General features: G+C 63.5%; 17 protein-coding genes and 1 riboswitch. Of the genes, 4 read left to right on the top strand and 13 right to left on the bottom strand.

From position 1 onward, the window contains the following. Positions 1 to 2: 2 nt before the first annotated feature. Positions 3 to 884 carry an HpcH/HpaI aldolase/citrate lyase family protein gene (locus NKJ28_RS10710; protein WP_352635456.1) on the bottom strand — a complete coding sequence of 294 codons (882 nt, stop codon included), beginning with the start codon at positions 882 to 884 and terminating at the stop codon, positions 3 to 5. Between the two features lie 3 nt (positions 885 to 887). Beyond that, positions 888 to 1379: a MaoC family dehydratase gene (locus NKJ28_RS10705; protein ID WP_502897363.1), complete on the bottom strand. Its 492-nt coding sequence runs from the start codon at positions 1377 to 1379 to the stop codon at positions 888 to 890. 110 nt (positions 1380 to 1489) lie between these two features. On the opposite strand from NKJ28_RS10705, the gene NKJ28_RS10700 reads away from it, so the two are divergent. After that, positions 1490 to 2611: a DUF2336 domain-containing protein gene (locus NKJ28_RS10700; protein ID WP_352635454.1), complete on the top strand. Its 1122-nt coding sequence runs from the start codon at positions 1490 to 1492 to the stop codon at positions 2609 to 2611. Here NKJ28_RS10700 and NKJ28_RS10695 read toward each other — a convergent pair. Together NKJ28_RS10695 and parE are read right to left on the bottom strand one after the other, a co-directional pair. Then, positions 2608 to 4674, bottom strand: a complete 2067-nt coding sequence (locus NKJ28_RS10695) for an FUSC family protein (protein ID WP_352635452.1) — start codon at positions 4672 to 4674, stop codon at positions 2608 to 2610. The two genes, NKJ28_RS10700 and NKJ28_RS10695, sit on opposite strands and share 4 nt — an antisense overlap. 42 nt (positions 4675 to 4716) lie before the next feature. Continuing rightward, a complete protein-coding gene (gene parE / locus NKJ28_RS10690; RefSeq protein WP_352635450.1) occupies positions 4717 to 6768 on the bottom strand; it encodes a DNA topoisomerase IV subunit B in 2052 nt (683 codons plus the stop codon). Positions 6769 to 7041: 273 nt separating this feature from the next. On the opposite strand from parE, the gene NKJ28_RS10685 reads away from it, so the two are divergent. After that, on the top strand, positions 7042 to 8211 hold the full coding sequence (locus NKJ28_RS10685; RefSeq protein WP_352635448.1) for a GGDEF domain-containing protein: 1170 nt from the start codon (positions 7042 to 7044) through the stop codon (positions 8209 to 8211). Positions 8212 to 8283: 72 nt separating this feature from the next. Here NKJ28_RS10685 and gcvP read toward each other — a convergent pair whose 3' ends face one another. Genes gcvP through gcvT form a run of 3 tightly spaced genes read right to left on the bottom strand, consistent with a single transcriptional unit; the run spans position 8284 to position 12603 of the window. Next, positions 8284 to 11094: an aminomethyl-transferring glycine dehydrogenase gene (gene gcvP, locus NKJ28_RS10680; protein ID WP_352568823.1), complete on the bottom strand. Its 2811-nt coding sequence runs from the start codon at positions 11092 to 11094 to the stop codon at positions 8284 to 8286. Positions 11095 to 11110: 16 nt separating this feature from the next. Next, positions 11111 to 11479 (bottom strand): glycine cleavage system protein GcvH, encoded by a 369-nt coding sequence (gcvH, locus tag NKJ28_RS10675; protein ID WP_352568822.1) that lies wholly within the window; start codon positions 11477 to 11479, stop codon positions 11111 to 11113. Between the two features lie 5 nt (positions 11480 to 11484). After that, complete coding sequence (gene gcvT / locus NKJ28_RS10670; RefSeq protein WP_352568821.1) at positions 11485 to 12603, bottom strand: glycine cleavage system aminomethyltransferase GcvT; 1119 nt, start codon at positions 12601 to 12603, stop codon at positions 11485 to 11487. A 148-nt stretch (positions 12604 to 12751) separates the two neighbouring features. Continuing rightward, positions 12752 to 12838, bottom strand: a riboswitch (glycine riboswitch). Positions 12839 to 13042: 204 nt separating this feature from the next. Here gcvT and NKJ28_RS10665 point away from each other — a divergent pair. Further along, entirely contained in the window at positions 13043 to 14041 is a 999-nt protein-coding gene (locus NKJ28_RS10665) for a hypothetical protein (RefSeq protein ID WP_352568820.1), read from the top strand. A gap of 12 nt (positions 14042 to 14053) precedes the next feature. Here the strand turns inward: NKJ28_RS10665 and NKJ28_RS10660 are convergent, their stop codons facing one another. Further along, positions 14054 to 14881 (bottom strand): transporter substrate-binding domain-containing protein, encoded by an 828-nt coding sequence (locus tag NKJ28_RS10660; RefSeq protein WP_352635445.1) that lies wholly within the window; start codon positions 14879 to 14881, stop codon positions 14054 to 14056. An 86-nt stretch (positions 14882 to 14967) separates the two neighbouring features. Between NKJ28_RS10660 and NKJ28_RS10655 the strand changes: the two genes are divergently transcribed. After that, a complete protein-coding gene (locus tag NKJ28_RS10655; protein ID WP_352635443.1) occupies positions 14968 to 15570 on the top strand; it encodes a DUF3011 domain-containing protein in 603 nt (200 codons plus the stop codon). A 23-nt stretch (positions 15571 to 15593) separates the two neighbouring features. Here the strand turns inward: NKJ28_RS10655 and NKJ28_RS10650 are convergent, their stop codons facing one another. The 5 genes from NKJ28_RS10650 to gfa all read right to left on the bottom strand — a co-directional run bounded on the left by NKJ28_RS10650 (position 15594) and on the right by gfa (position 19172). After that, on the bottom strand, positions 15594 to 16403 hold the full coding sequence (locus tag NKJ28_RS10650) for a molybdopterin-binding protein (protein ID WP_352635441.1): 810 nt from the start codon (positions 16401 to 16403) through the stop codon (positions 15594 to 15596). A 1-nt stretch (position 16404) separates the two neighbouring features. Continuing rightward, positions 16405 to 17283: a cytochrome b/b6 domain-containing protein gene (locus NKJ28_RS10645; protein ID WP_352454437.1), complete on the bottom strand. Its 879-nt coding sequence runs from the start codon at positions 17281 to 17283 to the stop codon at positions 16405 to 16407. Between the two features lie 102 nt (positions 17284 to 17385). Continuing rightward, positions 17386 to 18063 (bottom strand): DUF1345 domain-containing protein, encoded by a 678-nt coding sequence (locus NKJ28_RS10640; RefSeq protein ID WP_352454436.1) that lies wholly within the window; start codon positions 18061 to 18063, stop codon positions 17386 to 17388. Positions 18064 to 18068: 5 nt separating this feature from the next. After that, positions 18069 to 18536 carry a YaiI/YqxD family protein gene (locus NKJ28_RS10635; RefSeq protein WP_352635439.1) on the bottom strand — a complete coding sequence of 156 codons (468 nt, stop codon included), beginning with the start codon at positions 18534 to 18536 and terminating at the stop codon, positions 18069 to 18071. 66 nt (positions 18537 to 18602) lie between these two features. Beyond that, positions 18603 to 19172 carry an S-(hydroxymethyl)glutathione synthase gene (gene gfa, locus NKJ28_RS10630; RefSeq protein WP_352451333.1) on the bottom strand — a complete coding sequence of 190 codons (570 nt, stop codon included), beginning with the start codon at positions 19170 to 19172 and terminating at the stop codon, positions 18603 to 18605. Positions 19173 to 19328 lie beyond the last annotated feature (156 nt).

Here is a 19328-nt window from a genome sequence, read left to right as displayed (position 1 = left end):
CCCTAAGGATCAAGCTCCGATGCCTTGGCTCGTGCCAGGAGCCGCTCTGCGAGCTTGAGATGCGGCCGGTCGTACATCTTGCCATCCATGCCAACGACGCCGGGATTTCCTGCCGCCTCGAACGCCTCGACGATCGCCAGGGCGCTTTTCACCGCTTGCGCCGAAGGTGTGAAGGCGGCGTTGATGACCGGCACCTGCGCCGGATGGATCGCCATCTTGCCGGTGAAACCGTCGCGCTCGGCCTCGGCGCATTCGGCCTCGAAGCCGGCCATGTCGCGAAAATCCGGAAACACGGTGTCGATTGCCGCGACTTCCGCGGCACTTGCGGCAAGCATGGTCATGGTGCGGGCGAAGCGGAACACATCCGTGTAGCGGCCATTCCCGTCGCGCGTCGCGCGCGCGCCGATCGCCGCCGACAAATCTTCCGCCCCCCAGGTGACGCCGACAAGCCGCGCGCTTGCACGGGCGTAGGTCGCTGCGGCCAAGACGCCTGCGGCCGTTTCTGTGATGATCGGCAGGATCCTTATCCCTCCATCCGGCAGGCCGCTTTCGGCTTCGTGCACCCTGAGCTTGGCCGAGAGATGCTGGACATCCAGTCCGCTGTTCGACTTAGGCAGCATGATGCCGTCTGGTTTTGCTGGCACGAGCGCCGCCAGATCGTCGTCGGTCAGTCCGGTCGAAAGGTCATTGACGCGCACATAGATCGCGGAGCTGGTCCGGTGCCTGTGCTCGGCGATAAAACGCGCCGCTGTGTCGCGCGCCAGACCTTTGTTCTGCGCAGCAATCGAATCCTCGAGGTCGACGATGACCACGTCGGCGCCTACGCCAAAGCCCTTCTCCAGCTTCTTTTCCGAATCGCCGGGAACGAAGAGCAGAGAACGCATCGGCTATGCCTTTTTCATCATCATGGCTTGCCTCGTGCATTTGGCAACCAGCACATCGTTCTGGTTATAGGCGCGGTGCTCGAACTCGACGATACCGCGGTCCGGTTTCGACCTGGAATCGCGCACCGAAACCACCGTGGTCTCGACGCGAATGGTGTCGCCATGGAAGACGGGGTGCGGAAACACTGTCTCCTTCATGCCGAGATTGGCGATGGTGGTGCCGACGGTGATGTCATTGACCGAGATGCCGATCATCAGGCCAAGCGTGAACAGCGAATTGACCAGCGGCTTGCCCCATTCGCTCTTCGCCGCGAAGTCGAAGTCGATGTGCAGCGGCTGCGGGTTCAACGTCATCACCGAAAACAACATGTTGTCGCTTTCGGTCACGGTTTTGCGCAGCGTGTGCGTGAACACTTGGCCGACAGCGAACTCCTCAAGATAAAGCCCGGCCATGGTCGATCTCCTCCGCTGCTTCAGGGTTGATAGGCGTTGCATATCGCGCTCGCAAGCCAGTTAACGAACATGGTGAACCGTTCGTAAACCATTTGTGCCTACGGTCTCCGCCAGGGTCAGAAGCGTTCTGGCAAGGGGCGTAAGCAGGCGACATGGTCGTTTCGCATTTCCTGAAATGGATCCATACGGCGAAGGTGTCGGAGCGTGCTGCGGCGGCAAGCGCGCTGGCTCGCGCCTATGTCGACTCGGACCTGCCTTTCGAGGACCGCTGCGCTGCCGAGGCGGCGCTGACGCTGCTGCTCGATGACGTATCGTCGAAGGTGCGGCTGGCGATCGCCGACGCGCTTTCCATGAGCCATCATGCGCCGCCGCAGATCGTCAGCGCGCTGGCCTCGGACCAACCGGAAGTCGCAGCCTTGGTACTGGCGCGGTCGCCGCTGCTTGCCGATGCCGACCTGATCGATCGGGTTGTCGGCGGCCAGAAGGCGACGCAGAAGGTGATCGCCGACCGGCCACGCGTCTCGATGTCGGTTGCGGCGGCGATCGCCGAGATCGGCGAGCCGGAAGCCTGCGCCACGCTGCTCGCCAACAGCGGCGCCGATATCGCATCGATCAGCTTTCGGCGCATGGCCGAGCGGCACGGCCATCTGCCTCTGGTGCGCGAAGCGCTGATTGCCGACGCGCGCCTGCCCGCCGACTGCCGGCATATGCTGCTGGTCAAGCTCGGGGAGATGCTCAAGGGGTCGCCGCTGGTGCTGGCGCTGATGGGCGCCGCCAGGGCCGAGCGCGTCACGCGCGATGCTTGCATCAAGGCTTCGGTGACGCTGATCGAAGGCACGCGGACAGAGGAACATACCGCACTTGTCGAACATCTGCGCCTGCGCGGCGACCTGACCGCAAGCTTCGTCGTCCGCACCATTGCGCACGGCAAGGTCGACTTCTTTGGTTCGGCGCTGGTCGCGCTCAGCCAACAGTCCGAACAACGGGTGAGAGCACTGCTGGCCGGCGGGCATGACATAGCGTTGCAGGCACTGTTCCGCAGCGCCGGGCTTGCCGCCGCCACCCACGCCATCATTCTGCGCGCGCTGAAGGTCTGGCGCGAGGTCGCCAATGGCAAACGCCTCGCCGGCGTCCAGGAAGTCAGTTGGCTGATGCTGAAGGAATTGGGCGGACAGTCCGCCGAAGGCGATCTCGCCGGGCTGGTCAAATCGATCCATCTCGACGCGCTGCGCGAGAACGCACGCGGGCACGCGCTGGCGATCGCTGCTGCCTAAACCCGGTCTTTCGCGAAAAAATCCGGAAAATCCTCGATCGCGGCGGCGATGATGCGCAGCGAGGCGGCGATCTGCAGCATTTCGGCCGCGACGCTGCGCTCCGCGATGCCTGCTGCATACTGCCTGGCGACTGCGACGGTCGCCGTCTGCGGCTCGCCGACGCGCCTGAACAGCAGTTCGCGTGCCAGCCCGCGCAGGAAATTGGTGATGGAAAGTGCCGTTTCGGATGGCATCGTGGAACTTTGCTGCGCGTTGCGCAGCCGCAGGATTTCGAGGCCGACGGTAACCGCAGCTATGCCGCCGCCGAGAACCGCATCGCCTTTCTTGCCGGCGTTCTGCAGCAGTGGCATCAACTGGTTGATCCGGTCGTAGGCAAGGCTTTCGAAGGCCGATCGCCGCGGTAGGCGGTCGTGCAGGCAAAGGCGTGCAAGATCTTCGCGCATGGTTTGCAGGATGCGGTTGACTGTAACCCAGGGGTCGGCGGGCAGCACGACGGCGAAGACGCCGATCGCCAGAAGAATGCCGACAAGGACCGCTGCCGAATTGGCGAGGAACGGCTCCGGATCGTAGGTCATGACCTGATGTGGGCTGAGGAAGGCGAGGAAATTGATCGCAAAGGCCGTTGCCACGCCGACATAGCGCGGATTGGCCATGCCCAGTGCCGCTGGCACCAGGATCGGCACGACAAAGACCATGAACCATCCGAAGCCTGGCAAAGCCGGAAGCGCCAACTGGCCGATGAGAAACGCAAAGGGCAGGGCGAGCAACGTGCCCTCGAAGAAGTTCCATGCCGACCGGATCGGATCGGGGCGAGCGGCGAACAGGCTGGAGACGACGGCGACCAGAATGACCGTGCCGGTCGCGTCCGACCATTTCGTCGCCAGCCAGAAGCCGGCGACCAGGAGCGTGGCGATTGCTGCGCGCACGGCATTGCGCGATGCCGCACGGTAATCGCGGTGCACCACCAGCGCTGGCTGCCGCCGTTCGCGACTGGCACGAGACGGGGGAGAGCGGAGTGCATCCAGGCCGCGCAGCACTTGCTGCATTGCCTCGGCGAAGTCGGCGGCAATGGTTAGGCGGGTGACAGTGCCAGCCCAGTCAATGTCTTGCCCGGCCGCGATGTCAGGCATCTGCCGTGCCTTGCCGGCGATTGCGTCGAGCCGCGCCACCCAGGGCGCCGTATCGTCCAGCGCGCCCGGCTTGGCTACCAGTTCGCCGACAACGGCCTGCAACTCGGCGCGAACGGGGATGAGGGCTGCATTCTTCGGCGCGGCGTGGGCATGCAGCGCACGCGCCGCCGACAGGGCCGACAGAAGCTGGCCGATGGTACGCCGGACCGGATAGGCGCGGGTGGCGAGGCTCGGCCCCTCCAGCCTTGCGTAGGTGCGCATCTCGCCGAGCGTCTGGACGTCGCCGATCAGCTTGCGGTGCAGCCCGGCAAGCTTTTCCGCATCGCCGCCGGAAAAAGCGCCGTCCGCATAGGCCGCCAGGTCGAGAATGCTGCGTTTCAGTCTTGAGATGATGGCGTCGGCGGCCAGTTTCGGCAGGATCAGCCGGCTGGTCAGCGCAGCGCAGACGATACCAAGCACGATTTCCGCGCAGCGCGCCACGGCGAGATCGATGACGAGGTGCGGCTGGCCGAAAGCCGGCAGGCCGATGATCATCGCGGTGTAGCCGGCAAGCGCCGCGCCATAGGCTTCCGGATTGCGTAGCAGCGACGACACCAGCGAGCAGATGCCGATCCAGCCGGCAAGAACTGCAACCAGCAACCACGGGTTGGCATCGAAAACAGTGGTAATGCCGATCGCCGCCAGCGCGCCGGCAAGCGTGCCGAGGAGACGATAAAACCCCTTCGCCAGCACCATGCCGGCGACCGGCTGTGCGACGATGAACACCGTCATCATCGCCCATTGCGGGTGGTCGAGCTTCAGCGCATAGGCGGCCAAAATCGCGATGAGGCCGGCCGAAACGGTGCGCAGGGCAAAGATCCAGTCCGAGCGCGTCGGCCGCGTCAGGCCAGCGATCCGCGTGCCGATATCGTCCTTCAGCCGCGCCCAGGTCAAGTGCTCGTCTCCAGCTCAGAAGGCCAAGCTAGCGGCGGGAGCTCAGATATCCAGCACTTCCGTCTCGGCGAATTCCGCGCGTTCCTGGATGAACCGGAAACGGGCCTCGGGCTTGGTCCCCATCAATGCGTCGACCGCATCCTTGGTCGCCGCCTCGGCATCGATAACGTCGACCCTGAGCAGCGTGCGCTTTTTCGGGTCCATGGTGGTTTCCTTGAGCTGGGCGGCCATCATTTCGCCCAGCCCCTTGAAGCGGCCGATTTCGATCTTGCCGCGCCCGGTGAATTCGGTGCGCAGGAGTTCGTCCTTGTGCGCGTCGTTGCGGGCATAGGCGACCTTGCCGCCTTGCCGGATCGAATAAAGCGGCGGCACCGCCAGATAGAGATGGCCGCCGCGGACCAGGCTTGGCATCTCCTGGTAGAAAAAGGTGATCAGCAGCGAGGCGATATGGGCGCCGTCGACGTCGGCATCGGTCATGATGATGACCCGGTCGTAACGCAGGTCCTCGTCGCGGTATCTCGAGCGCGTGCCGCAGCCAAGCGCCTGGATGAGGTCGGATATCTGCTGGTTGGCGGCAAGCTTGTCGTTGCCGGCGCTGGCGACGTTGAGGATCTTGCCGCGCAGGGGCAGCACCGCCTGGCTGGCGCGGTCGCGCGCCTGCTTTGCCGAACCGCCGGCCGAATCGCCCTCGACGATGAACAGCTCGGCACCGGCGGCGGCATTCTGCGTGCAGTCGGCGAGCTTGCCGGGCAGGCGCAGCTTGCGCACCGCACTCTTGCGCGACACTTCCTTTTCCTGGCGGCGGCGCACCCGCTCGTCGGCGCGCGCGATCACCCATTCGAGCAGTTTCGAAGCCTCCTGCGGATTGTCGGCCAGCCAGTGGTCGAACGGGTCGCGGATGGCGCTTTCGACGATGCGGATCGCCTCGATCGTCGCCAGCCTGTCCTTGGTCTGGCCGACGAATTCCGGTTCGCGGATGAACACCGACAGCATGCCCGCCGCCGAGATCATCACATCCTCGGAAGTGACGATCGAGGCGCGCTTGTTGCCGACCAGGTCGGCATAAGCGCGCAAGCCGCGCGTCAGGACGTTGCGGAAGCCGGCCTCATGCGTGCCGCCTTCGGCGGTCGGAATGGTGTTGCAATAGGAATTGATAAAACCGTCGCCGCCGAACCAGGTTACCGCCCATTCGAGCGAACCGTGGCCACCCTGCTTCTCGCTCTTACCGGCAAACATTTCACGGGTGACCTGGAATTCGTCGCCGAGCGAGGCTTTCAGATAATCCTTGAGGCCGCCCGGAAAATGGAATTCTGCCTTGGCCGGCGTCGTGTCCTTTTCCTTGATCAGCGACGGATCGCAGGTCCAGCGGATTTCGACACCGCCGAACAGATAGGCCTTTGACCGCGCCATGCGGTAGAGCCGCGCCGGCTCGAAAGCAGCACCCTTGCCGAAAATCTGCTCGTCTGGATGGAAGCGGATCTTCGTGCCGCGGCGGTTGTGCACCTCGCCGAGCTGCTCCAGGCCGGTCACCGGAACGCCTCGCGAGAAGCGCTGGCGATAGAGCTTGCGCCCAATCGCGACCTCGACCTCGAGATGGTCGGACAGCGCGTTGACCACGGAAACGCCGACACCGTGCAGGCCGCCGGACGTCTCGTAAACCTTGCTGTCGAACTTGCCGCCTGAATGCAGCGTCGTCATGATGAGTTCGAGCGCCGGCTTCTTGAATTTCGGGTGCGGATCGACCGGAATGCCGCGGCCGTTGTCGGTTACGGACAGGTATCCGTCGGCGGAAAGCTCGACATCGATGAAGGTCGCATGGCCGGCGACCGCCTCGTCCATCGAATTGTCGATGACCTCGGCGAACAGATGGTGCATCGCCTTGTCGTCGGTGCCGCCAATGTACATGCCCGGGCGGCGGCGCACCGGCTCCAGCCCCTCCAGCACTTCGATATCGGCGGCACTGTAGCTCTCGCTGGCGTCGCGGGGCGCCGGCCGCTTCGCCGCCTGCACCAGCGGGTCGGCCGGGCGCGCGGCGGCGCGAGCCGGTTGCGGCTGCTTGTCCAATTTGGCGAAAAGATCGTTATTGTCGTCCATGCCGGTCCTGGATTCCGATGCTGCGAATCACCACCCGATACTGCCACGCTTTTTGCGGGCAGGCGACGGAGGTTCCTGTTACGTTCGAGGATAGAGCCTCTTACTGCAAAACCATTCGACAACCAAGCGGCGGAAATGGGTCGAAGCCTGGAGCATCGACGCTTTGTAAACCCTGTCCGAAGGTTACGCCGCAAGATTGGCTGAAAAAACGGTATTTGCGGACTGTCGCTGACCTAGAATGCAGCGGAACCCTCAAGAGGCTGTCGCTTAAGCATGTTGGATTACAGTTCGCTCCTGCTCGCGGCGGCGCTGTCGGGCACGTGCCTTAGCATCACCATGTTTGCGATCTGGTTCACCGCGCCACAGGCACGCTTTGTGCTGACGGTGGCCTGCGGCATTCTCGTGCTCGTCGCACATGTCGTGTTGTTTTGGCATTACGCAAGAGATCCAAGCCCCTGGCTTTGCCAGATCGTGCTTGCGCTTCTCAGCCTCGGTTTCCTGATTATCTGCCTGTCGGCCATGCAATATCTCGGCATAGGCGACTACAGGCGCGCCATCTTGCCGACCTTGGTTGCGATGGCTGTTTGCACAGGCGCGACGTATCTCGGATTTGATGGTGTCGGCTTTATTGTCACCTACGCAACGGTAACGGCGCTGCTCTCGCTCATCGGAGCGATGTTCTGGATTGAGGGTGGTCACGATCGCCGGATATTGCTGGTCGTCTCGTTCCTGAGCGGCGTCTGTGCGCTGTCGTTCGGACTTTGCGGCGCGGTCCTGCTGGTCACGGGCCAATGGGTGCTGGGTGTTGCGCCCGACAATTGGGCCGAGCGGGTGAATTCCGTCGTGGCCGTCGCCTGCATGACCGGGCTCGGCGCATTGACGCTCTCCCTGCACCATTTGCAGGCGCAGATCGAATTGAAGGCCGAGACGATGACCGATCCATTGACCGGGCTGATGAATCGGCGGGCGTTGACGGCACTCTACGGCGAGCGGGTCTTCGGTCCGTTCATGTCCGTTGCCATGTTCGACCTTGACCATTTCAAGAGGACGAACGACGTATTTGGTCACCCGGTCGGCGACCAGGTTCTGTGCCGCTTTGCCGCCGTCATCAGGAAATACGCCCGGACCGGCGTCGACGCCTTCCGGTTGGGCGGCGAGGAATTCGTGCTCGTCATGTCGCGGATGACGGAAGAGAAGGCCTATGACATTGCGAGCAAGATCAGCGTCGCCTTCGGCACGGAAGTCGTGGCCACCCAACTCGGTCCGTTGCGAAGCACAGTCAGCGGCGGCATCGGCTTTGGCGGAACAAACGGCACCGGTCTCGACGATGTGCTGGCCGAAGCCGACGCAGCACTCTATGCGGCAAAGCGCGCCGGGCGAAATCGCGTCGTCGTCCGGGACCGGGCGAGCAAGGCCGACGGGCCGGCCTTGCGTTCTGCCTGATTGAGGTTTCTATCTTCTTGTTAGACCCATGATCTTGTCCGAAAACCGGATTCCACTTTTCGGGATCATGATCTATTCCGCCGCACCCAGATATTCCGACAGCGGCGGGCAGGAGCAGACAAGGTTGCGGTCGCCGGCGACATTGTCGATGCGTGACACCGGCGGCCAGTATTTTGCCGCCGTGTCGGCATCGCCGGCGGGGTAGGCCGCCTCCAGGCGCGAATAGGGATGGGTCCACTGGCCGGCCAACGCCTCGGCGGCGGTGTGCGGCGCATTGACTAGAGGATTGTCGCCCAACGGCCATTCGCCCTTCGCCACCTTGGCTGCCTCGCCGGCTATGGCGATCATCGCCTCGCAGAAGCGATCCAGCTCGCGCTTGGGCTCGGACTCGGTCGGCTCCACCATCAGTGTGCCGGCCACCGGGAACGACATGGTCGGTGCATGGAAACCATAGTCGATCAGCCGCTTGGCGATATCGTCGACGCTGATGCCGGCGCTGTCTTTGAGCACGCGGGTGTCGAGGATGCATTCATGCGCAACGCGTCCGTTGCGCCCTTTGTAAAGCAGGGGGAAATGCTCGCCGAGCCGCGTCGCCACATAGTTGGCGGAGATGATCGCCGTCTCGGTCGCCTGCTTCAGGCCGGAAGCGCCCATCATGCGGATATACATCCAGGTGATCGGCAGGATGGAGGCACTGCCGAACGGTGCCGCCGCCACGGCATGGGCCGAGCCTTCGGTGATGTGGCCGGGCAGATATGGCTTCAGGTGCGCCTTGACGCCGATCGGGCCGACACCGGGGCCGCCGCCGCCATGCGGGATGCAGAAGGTCTTGTGCAGGTTCATGTGGCAGACATCGGCGCCGATATCGCCGGGACGGGCGAGGCCGACCAGCGCGTTGAGGTTGGCGCCGTCGAAATAGACCTGGCCGCCATGGCTGTGGACCAGCGCACAGAGATCGCGCGCGCCTTCCTCGAAGACGCCATGCGTCGAAGGGTAGGTGAACATCAGCGCCGCGAGATTGTGCGCATGCTCGGCCGCCTTGGCCTGCAGGTCTTCCATGTCGATATTGCCGTCCTCGGTGCAGCGCACGACGACAACGCTCATGCCGGCCATGGCCGCGCTTGCCGGATTGGTGCCATGCGCCGAGGACGGAATCAGGCAGACGGTGCGATGGCCTTCGCCGCGTGAGCGGTGGTAGCCGCGAATGGCGAGCAGGCCGGCATATTCGCCCTGGCTGCCGGCGTTGGGCTGCAGGGTCACCGCGTCGAAGCCGGTGATCTCCGCCAGCCAGCCTTCCAGCTCGTCGATCATGGCGCGATAGCCTGTCGAATGGTCAGCCGGGGCGAAGGGATGCAGGTTGGCGACATCAGGCCAGCTCACCGGCATCATTTCGGCGGCGGCGTTGAGCTTCATGGTGCAGGAACCGAGCGGGATCATGGCGCGGTCAAGCGCCAGGTCCTTGTCGGACAGCCGGCGCAGGAAGCGCATCATGTCGGTTTCCGAGTGGTTTTCGCGGAAGACGGGCTGGGTGAGAAACTCGTTGCCGCGCGGTTTTCCTGGCATGGAACTGCTGGCGGCAACGCCGGCCTTGGCGCCGAAAAGTGCTGCGATCGCCTCCAGATCGGCTTCGGTGGAGGTCTCGTCGAAGCTGATGCCGACATGGTCGGCGTCGATGACGCGCAGCAGTCGGCTGGTCTTTTCTGCGGCGGCGGCAATCGCGCCGGCTCTGCCCTTCACTTCCACGGTCACAGTGTCGAAGCGGCTGTCGCCGAGCACCGAAACGCCCGCTGCCTTGAGGCCGGCAGCCAGGCGGTTGGCCAGCGTGTGGACGCGGCCGGCAATCGCCTGCAGCCCGGCAGGGCCATGCCAGATCGCGTAGGCCGTCGCCATATTGGCGAGCAGCGCCTGTGCGGTGCAGATGTTGGACGTCGCCTTGTCGCGGCGGATATGCTGCTCGCGTGTCTGCAAAGCGAGGCGATAACCGGGACGGCCCTTGCTATCCGTCGACTGGCCAACGAGCCGGCCGGGCATCAGCCGCGTCAGCCTGTCGGAGACGGCGCAATAGGCGGCGTGCGGCCCGCCAAAGCCCATCGGCACGCCAAAACGCTGCATCGGGCCGACGGCGATGTCGGCGCCAAGCCTGGCCGGCGCATCGGTCAGCGTCAGGCCAAGCGGGTCGGCGATGAAGACGACCAGCGCGCCGGCAGCACGGGCCCTGTCGATCGCTACCTTGTGGTCGCCGTAGACGCCGAATGTATCGGGCCAGGAGACCAGCAGGGCGGCGGTGTTGTCGTCGATCACCTCGCCGTCGACCTCGATGCCGAGCGGCTCGGCGCGGGTGCGCACGACGTCCAGCGTCTGTGGGTGCGGCGTGCCGGCCAGTGCCACCTTGGTGCGCTTGTCGCGATGATGGCGCAGCGCAATGCCGACAGCTTCGGCCACCGCCGTCGCCTCGTCGAGCAGCGAGGCCGACGCCACCGGCAGGCCGGTCAGTTCTGTCACCAGCGTCTGGAAGTTGAACAGCATTTCCAGCCGGCCCTGGCTGATCTCGGCTTGGTAAGGCGTGTAAGCCGTATACCAGGCCGGGTTCTCGAACAGGTTGCGCTGGATCACCGGCGGCACGTGGACGCCATGATACCCGGCACCGATGAAGCTCTTCAGCACCGTGTTCTTTGCCATCGTCGCCGCGAGCTCGGTCAGCGCTTCCGCTTCGCTTGCGGGGGCGGGCAGGGCCAGCGGCCGGTCGAGCCGGATCGACTTCGGCACTGCCTGACTGATCAGGGTCTCGACCGAAGGAACGCCGATCGTCGCCAGCATGGCTCTGACGTCATGGAGGCCCGGGCCGATATGGCGAGCCGAGAAGGGGTAGGGTGCTGCGGTCATCTTCCTGGTCCTGCTATCAACCAATATGGGCTTTGTAAGCGGCTTCATCGAGGAGTCCGTCGAGCTGGCTTTCATTGGCCAGCTTCATCTTCCACAACCACCCGTCGCTGGTTGCTGCCGAATTGACGAGTGAAGGATCCGATGACAGCGAGGTGTTGGCCTCGGTGATCTCGCCGTCGACGGGCGCGTAGACATCCGATGCGGCCTTGACCGATTCGACCACCACGGCGGTGTCGCCCTTGGCCAGCTTCCTCCCCGGCTCCGGCAGTTCGACGAAGACGAGATCGCCGAGCTGCTGCTGCGCGTAATCGGTGATGCCGACCGTGGCGATGCCGCCCTCGACGCGCAGCCATTCGTGATCTTCGGTGAAATAGGTCTTTGCCATTGAAATCATCCTTTGCGATAGCGATGGGGCGTGAAGGGCAAGAGGTGGATGTCGACCGGGATTTTCGTCCCGCGGACATCGGCGAACAGTTTTGCGCCGGATTTGGCAAGCGGCGTCTGGACGTAGCCCATGGCGACCGGATGACCGGCCGAGGGGCCGAAGCCGCCTGAGGTGACATGGCCGGCAGGGTTGCCGTCAGCATCGAAAAGGGCAGCACCGGCGCGCACCGGCTGGCGGCCTTCCGGCTTCAGGCCGACACGTTTTTGCGCCGGACCGCGCTCCAGGATGGCGCGCAGCGCATCGGCGCCGATGAAGGCGCCAGAGGCGCGAACCTCCTTGGGGATGGCCCACATCAGCCCGGCGCTGGCCGGATCGATCTCCGGCGTGATGTCCAGCCCGTGCAGGCACAGTCCGGCTTCGAGCCGCAGGCTGTCGCGGGCGGCAAGGCCGACCCACATCACCCGCTCGTCCTCGAGCAGCCTGGCGACGAGGTTTCTTGCATCCGCTTCCGGCAGGCCGATCTCGAAGCCGTCTTCGCCGGTATAGCCGGACCGGCTCATGAACCATTTTTCGCGCGGTTCGATGCCGTGCATGAACACCAGCGAACCGGTCTCGATGCCGGCGCGGGAAAGGGCAGCCCACGCCTCGGGGCCCTGTATGGCCAAGAAGACGCGGTCGAGCGCATCCACTTTTACATCGAAATCGCCCTCTGCACCGAAATTTTTGGCCAGTGCGCGCAGATGCTTTTCGTCGGCGGCGGCGTTGCCGGCATTGGCGACCATCATGAAGCGCTCGGCGCCGAGCCTGGTTACGATCAGATCGTCCAGAATGCCGGCCGCCTCATTGAGGAAGAACGTGTATTTGGACTGGGAAATCTCAAGCGCGCCAGCATCGAACGGGCAGGCGCGGTTCAGAAGCGGTGCTGCGCCCAGGCCGCTGATTTCGAACAGCTTCATGTGCGAGATGTCGAACAGGCCGGCATGCTCGCGGCTGTGCAGGTGCTCCTTCATCACGCCGGCCGGATAGGTCAGCGGCATCGACCAGCCGGCGAAGGCGCCGAAACGCGCACCGGCTGCCATGTGCAGATCTTCGAGGGGAAGGTGTTTGGTGTCGTCGCCCGTCATGTCATCTCCAGAGTCGCACGCAAGCGGCCGCGAATGGCGACCAGTCCGTGCCCCTCTGTCTGAAGCCTGAGAGACTCGCGCCCCGTAACTCTGTCGGCAGCGCTTACACCTTCGGCGCGGGGGCAAGCCCCGACTTTCCAGAGTGTCTTTCCCGTCTACGGTTCTTTTGCCTGAGAGATTTCGGGCGATTTCCCCTTCGGCGGCAGCTCTCGCTGCTCTCTCCCGCAAACAGGTAGGACTCGGTCAAGAGCCCTCGACTCGTCATCCATAGCCCGTGGACGACACCTTGTCACCTGCCGGCGACATTTTTACTGGCAAGTCTTCCGCGGGCCTTCTTTACAGGCAAGCCTTCGCTAACCACGCCGCTTGCCGGTTTCTCAAGACCTTGTCGATATACCGCATAAGGGCCGGCAATTACCGGCAGCGGGCGGGGAAGACAATGGGCGAATTGATCATGAGCGCGCCGGTGGCCGGGCTGACCTCGAAAAATCGGATCACGGCGGAAGACGTGGTCATGCTGCGCGGCGAAGTGTTCGGCGACGGCGTAGTAACGCGCGGCGAGGCCGAGGCGCTGTTTGCGCTCGACGCGACGGCGAGGGACAAATGCGCGGAATGGCTCGAGTTTTTCGTCGAGGCCGTCACCGATTTCATCGTCCACCAGGAAAAGCCGGCGGGCTATGTTTCGCAGGACAATGCCGACTGGCTGATCCGGACGATTTCGCGCGACGGCATGGTCGACAGCCAGACCGAACTCGAGCTGCTGGTGCATGTGCTGGAAGTTGCCAAATCATCGCCGAGCAAGCTTTCCAGCTATGCGCTGGAGCAGGTCGCTCATGCGGTTGTGGACGGCAAGGGGCCGCTGATGACCGGCGGCAGGCTTATCCCTGGGTCGATTGCCAAGGCTGAGGTCGAGCTGTTGCGCCGCATCCTTTACGCCTACGGCGGCGATGGCAACATCGCCATCAGCCGCGCCGAGGCCGAGGTGCTGTTCGAGATCAACGAGCGGACAGCGGCGGGCGACAACGATCCGTCCTGGAACGATCTGTTCGTCAAGGCGATCGCCAATTTCGTCATGTGTTCGGCCGGCTACGAACCGCCGGTGCGCGACGTGGCGCTGCGCCGGGATGCTTTTTTCGAACAGGCCGATCCGGAGATCGGCGGGTTCTTCAGCCGCATGGTGTCGGGTGGCCTGTCCGGCATTATGGAGGCCTATCTCTCACCGGGCGACGTCGAGGCCGAATGGGAATCGAGGAACAAGGCAGCCGAGGCACTGGCCCGCCGCGCCGAGACGGTCGATGCCGGCGAGGCCAAATGGCTCGCTGAACACATAGGCGACCGGCCGCTGCAGGAGAACGAGCGCGCGCTGCTGACGCTGATCAAGCACGCCTCGCCGGAAATCCACCCGGCGCTGAAGCCGCTGATCGACAAGGTTGCATAACAGGTCGCGACCCTATTGCTTGGCGGGCTCGGACTTAGCTGTCTCGAAGCGCAACATCCATTTGAAGCTGCCGAACCAGTAGCGGCGCACGCCGCCTATGGTGCCGTCGGCGGTGCGCGCGCCGATCCAGTTGTTGACGTATTGGATGAGGCGGACATCGTCCGGGCGCATCGCAAACGCTTCCGGCGTCCGCAACAGCGGGCCGCCCACCATCGTCAACTTCGCGTCATAGAGCCTGGCGGCCATCTGCGGCGTCGGCGATGTCGCGACCATTGCCTGTGCGTCGCCGCCGATGATCGCGGCGAAAACATCTGAGGTATTGTCGAAAGACAGGATGGTCGCCTTGGGAAAAGCTTCCTTCGCGGCGGCTTCATCGGTGGAATTGGACAGCACGGCGATCTTGTATCCCGGCGCCGCCACTGCCTTTCTCGGCCTTTTCCCAAGGCTGGCGATCGTCGCAACCATACGGATATCGGCGGTACCGGTCTGGTTGGAGAACACCACCTCGCGTGCGCGTTCCGGCGTGCTGGCGTAGCCCGCCGCGATCATGTCGAAATCACCCTTGAGCAGTCTTGTCTTGAGGTCGTTCCAGGGCACCTCGACCAGCTTCAGGTCGACGCCGAGATCAGACGCCAGCGCACTGGTCAGGTCGACATCATAGCCGGCGAACTTCCCGTCGGCCTTCTTGAGGATCCATGGCGGGTTGAGCGCCACGCCGATCGTCAGTGTCTTCTGGTCGATGATGCGCTTGAGGCTGTCGTCCGCCCGGGCTGGCAGCAGCGACAAAGCCAACCAGGCAGAAAGGGCAAGTATAGTTGTGGCGATCATCTTAGCGCGCATTAATATAACCTCGCTGAGCCCGTCCGGTTGTCAGATTTACACAGAGGTGCCATTCTGTCGATAGCGGACCCTGATGGAGAGTTGCGATGTCGACACGGATGACGGTTACCGGTTCGATGATGTTCCTGGTTTGCATCCTGGGCAATCCGGCGAAGCTTTCGCTGCTGCCGGCGGCAGCGCAGGCTGCGGGGGCAAAACGCGTGGTCTGCTCCAGCGCCGATTACCGCTATTCCTATTGCGGGGTCGATACGCGCCGCGGCGTGCAGTTGACCTCCAGGCTGTCGAAGGCGCGTTGCGTATACGGTAGAAGCTGGGGCTATGACGGCGGCGGCATCTGGGTCGACAATGGTTGCTCGGCCGAATTCGCAGTCGCCGGCCCCAACCGCAATCCCTCTGCTGGCGACGTCGCCGCAGCCATTATCGTCGGCGGCGTGGTAGGCGCCATTCTCGACAACGGCAATTCGCATCGCCATCATTCCGATAATTACTATCCGAAGCCGCGCCCGCGCCGTTACGACCAATTGATCGATCCGACGCCGCAATTCGACAATCAGGGCAACCCCAACTTCGATACCCACGGCAACTACCAGGGACCGCATGGGCTGGGCAAGCTTGTCACCCCTGACGACAATCCTGACCTGAATCCGGCCCTGCGCAGCGACGGCGACGACAGCGACGACGACAGTTAGATGAAGCTTAGGTCAGGTTTCGGTCAGATGCCGCCGTACCAGTCGTAGCCATTGTCCTCCCAATAGCCGCCTCTGCCGCCGCCGATATTGGCGAAGCCGTCGACCAGCTCGATCTTGTAGAGGTATTTCGGCATCTTGTAGCCGAGCTGGCGCTCGACGCGGACGCGCAGCGGCGCGCCGTTCTCGACCGGCACCGGCTTGCCGTTGAGGCCATAGGCAAGGATCGTCTGCGGATGACGGGCATCGACCAGGTCGATCGAGCCGTAATATTTGATGTCGCCGGCCAGGCTGCGGTCGATCGTATCGAGGCAGTGGAACATGACGTAGCGCGCCTGCGGCTTGACCACTGCCTGGTCGAGCACCAGCGACAGCGGCGTGCCGGTCCATTTGGCAATGCAGCTCCAGCCTTCGACGCAGTCGTGGCGGGTGATCTGGGTGCGGCTCGGCATGTTCATCAGCTGCTCGCGGCTCAGCGACAGCGGTTTTTCGACGAGGCCTGAAACCTCCAGCCGCCAGTCGGCGAAATCGCTGGCGAGCAGGCCCTTGTAGAAATCGTCGTCCGGTGCGGTGACACCGTTCGGCCGCTGCGGCTGGCGAATGTCGGCCTCGGTGAACTCCGGCGCCAGCGCATCAGCGCCGGCAAGCAGTCGCTGCGCCCGCCAGGTCAGGCCATTGGCGCTTTCGAGGAAGCTGCGCAGGCTGTCGCCGACGCCAAGCTGGCTGTCGAAGGCGTCGCAGCCCGACAGCATGATGCCGGAAAGGCCGAGGCTGGCCGAGGTCAGGAACTTTCTTCGGCTTATCTGTAGCTTGGGGCTGATCTCGAATTTCGCCATGTCAGGCACTCCTCTCTGGCGCATTGTCGCCATGCGCCGGCGGGTCGGTTCGGTACCACCCGGTGATGATGGAGCGCAGCTCGTTAATCGGGCCGGCGGCCAGGATCATCAGGATGTGGATAATGAAGAAGGCGACGAGCAGCAGCATCACCGTGAAATGAATGGTGCGCGCCGTCTGCCGGCCGCCGAGCAGATCATTCAGGAACGGCAGCACCGAATCCATGCTCGGCGACATGGCAAGGCCGGTGATGATCATCAGCGGCAGCAGCACGAACAGCACGCCGCCATAGGCCATCTTCTGCAGCGTGTTGTAGTCGCGCGTGTGATGGAACCTGAGCTTGGCGTGCTCGACAATGTCTCGCGGCAAGCGCCTGAAATCATCGAGGCGCGGGGCAAGATCGCGGCGCAAATGGCCGTTGATCAGGCTGGCGACCAGCCAGACCAGCAGCGTGGTGGTCAGCACCCAGGCAAAGAAGAAATGAACGACGCGCGCGGTGCCGAGATCGTAATAGGAAGGGATCGTCGCCCAGGACGGGAAGGCACGGGAGGTCTCCTGGCCGGCCGGACCCGACCAGCCGAGCACGCCAGTGGTATCGAAGCGCTTGCCGAAGATTTCGGTATAGCCGCGCGGGCCAGTCGCCGTATTCTCGGCGCCAATGGCGAAGACGGTGTTGTTGTAGCCAAAACCCGACTCCTTGCCGATATAGAGCTGCGGGCGGGCGTTGAAGATCTGCAGGCCGGAAAGCAGCATGAAGAACAGCGCGATCGCCCACAGCCAATGCGTCAGCCGCGTCCAGCGCGACTGCCGATAGATCAGCGTCGCATCACTCGGCGCGGCGGTATCTGCTCCGGCGGCTTGGTTTCTGGCAAGCGATTCCATTTGTTGTTCCCTCCGGCCGCGCGTTCGTCGCGGCCTCGTCAGATCTCTTCTCCTCCCAATACGTCGCCAGCCTAAGCGATGTTTCACCCGATCACGGATTTATTACGGACTGCCGAGGCTGACGGCGAGGTTGACCGCGGCTGCCACGATGACCGTGTTGAAGAAGAACGACAGGATCGAGTGCACAAGCACGACACGGCGCATTTGCGAGGTCGTGATGTTGGTGTCGGCGGTTTGCGCCGTCATGCCGATCACCGTGGCGAAATAGAGGAAATCCGAGCCTTCCGGCCGCTTGCCGCCCGGGAAGTCGAGGCCGCCGACCGGAATTTTCTTTTTTGTGTCGCCATCCATCGCATCGCCATCCAACCAGTAGATATGCGCGTAGTGAAGTGCGGCCATCGCATGGATGGTCAACCAGCCAAGCGGGATAGACAGCAGCGCCACCGTAAGCTCGACGGTGTCCGCGCTCTTCTCCCTGTTGATCAATTGAAACAACGAAATGATGGCAATAGCGACGACAATCAGCGTGACCGCGAAGATGGCCAGTACCGGCAGGTCCGTGTCGCCTGCATTCTTGCGCAGATAGCTGCCGGTAAGCCGCGGCATATGGGCGATGACAAGAACGAGATAGGCGGCAAAGAACACATTGGCGCCGATCGAATAGGCAAGCGGCGCACGCCAGACCAGCGCGGCGCCAAAGGCTGCCACGCCGATGCAGGCCGACACCGCGAACGGCGTGTGGGGTCGCATGGGCATTTTGGTCGGGGTACCAGTCGCCATGGCCTTCAGTCCGCAGACGCGGATTTCAGCGCCCGCCGTAGGATGCGGTCAAGCTCGCCGAGGAACCGCGAGCGGTCCTGCGGCGCGAAGCTCGAATTGTAGCCCTTGCTTTCGCCGGTCTCGCGCAGATGCTGCTTGAGATCGCGCATTGCCACCGCCATGCCGATCGTTTCGGGCGTAAACGGGCGTCCGGTCGGACCAAGCACATGGGCGCCAAGCGCCACCGCGCGCGCGGCAAGCGGGATATCGGCGGTCACCACAATGTCGTTGGACCGGGCATTTTCGGCGATCCAGTCGTCGGCGGCATCGGCACCCTTGGAGACGACGACATTGCGGACCATCGGATCGCGCGACGGACGCAAGCTGCCATTGGAGACGAAGGTGACGACGATGCCGTGCCGCTCAGCGACTTTTTCGACCTCGGCCTTCACCGGGCAAGCGTCGGCATCGACGAGAATAGCAGGTGCGGGCATTGTTGTTCCAAATGTGAAAGAGCCGGGCGGCGTCGCCCGGCTCGATCGATGATAGTCGAGCGGCTACTAGGCCGGCAACGCGCCGGATCGCTTGGCCGTCCAGGTGGCGATATAGTCCATCAGTCCTGGATTGAGGCAATCATAAGGTTCGAGCCCGATCGACTTCAGCTGTGACCTTATGCCGTCCATGCGGCTCGGATCGACACCGGACTCGATGATCGAGGAGACAAAGGCGGTGAAGCCCGGCGGCGACCAGCCGTCTTCCTGGAAGCGTTCCGGATGGATGAAGGACAGCCCCTTGAAAGCGTGGTCGCGCTCGACCGGGCCGTGCATGTGGACGCCGCAGCCGGTGCAGGCATGGCGCAGGATCAGCGCGCCCGGATCGACGATCTTCAGCTTGTCGCCGTTTTCGGTCACCGTCACGTCGTTTGTACCGGCAACCGCCACGACCGAGAACAGCGCGCCTTCCGGCTTCCAGCATTTGGTGCAGCCGCAGGCATGGTTGTGGGCGATCTGGCCCTTGACCTTCACCTTGACCGGGTTGCTGGTGCAGGCGCAGACCAGCGTGCCGCCGGCAAAGTCGGCCTTTTCCCGTGGCAGTCCATTGTCGATTTTAGGATGCAGTTTTTCCGGCATTTTTGTCTCCTCCCGTGTTGAACATCTGCATTTTTCGGCCGTTGGCTGGTTAGCCGACGGCTTTCTTCTCGTCAGTAAACCACCACGCTCCTGATCGACTTGCCTTCATGCATCAGGTCAAAGCCCTTGTTGATGTCCTCGAGCTTCAGCGTGTGG

This window comes from Mesorhizobium sp. M0145 (assembly GCF_040322355.1).
GTDB lineage: Bacteria > Pseudomonadota > Alphaproteobacteria > Rhizobiales > Rhizobiaceae > Mesorhizobium.
This window is presented reverse-complemented; position numbering and strand designations above follow the sequence as displayed.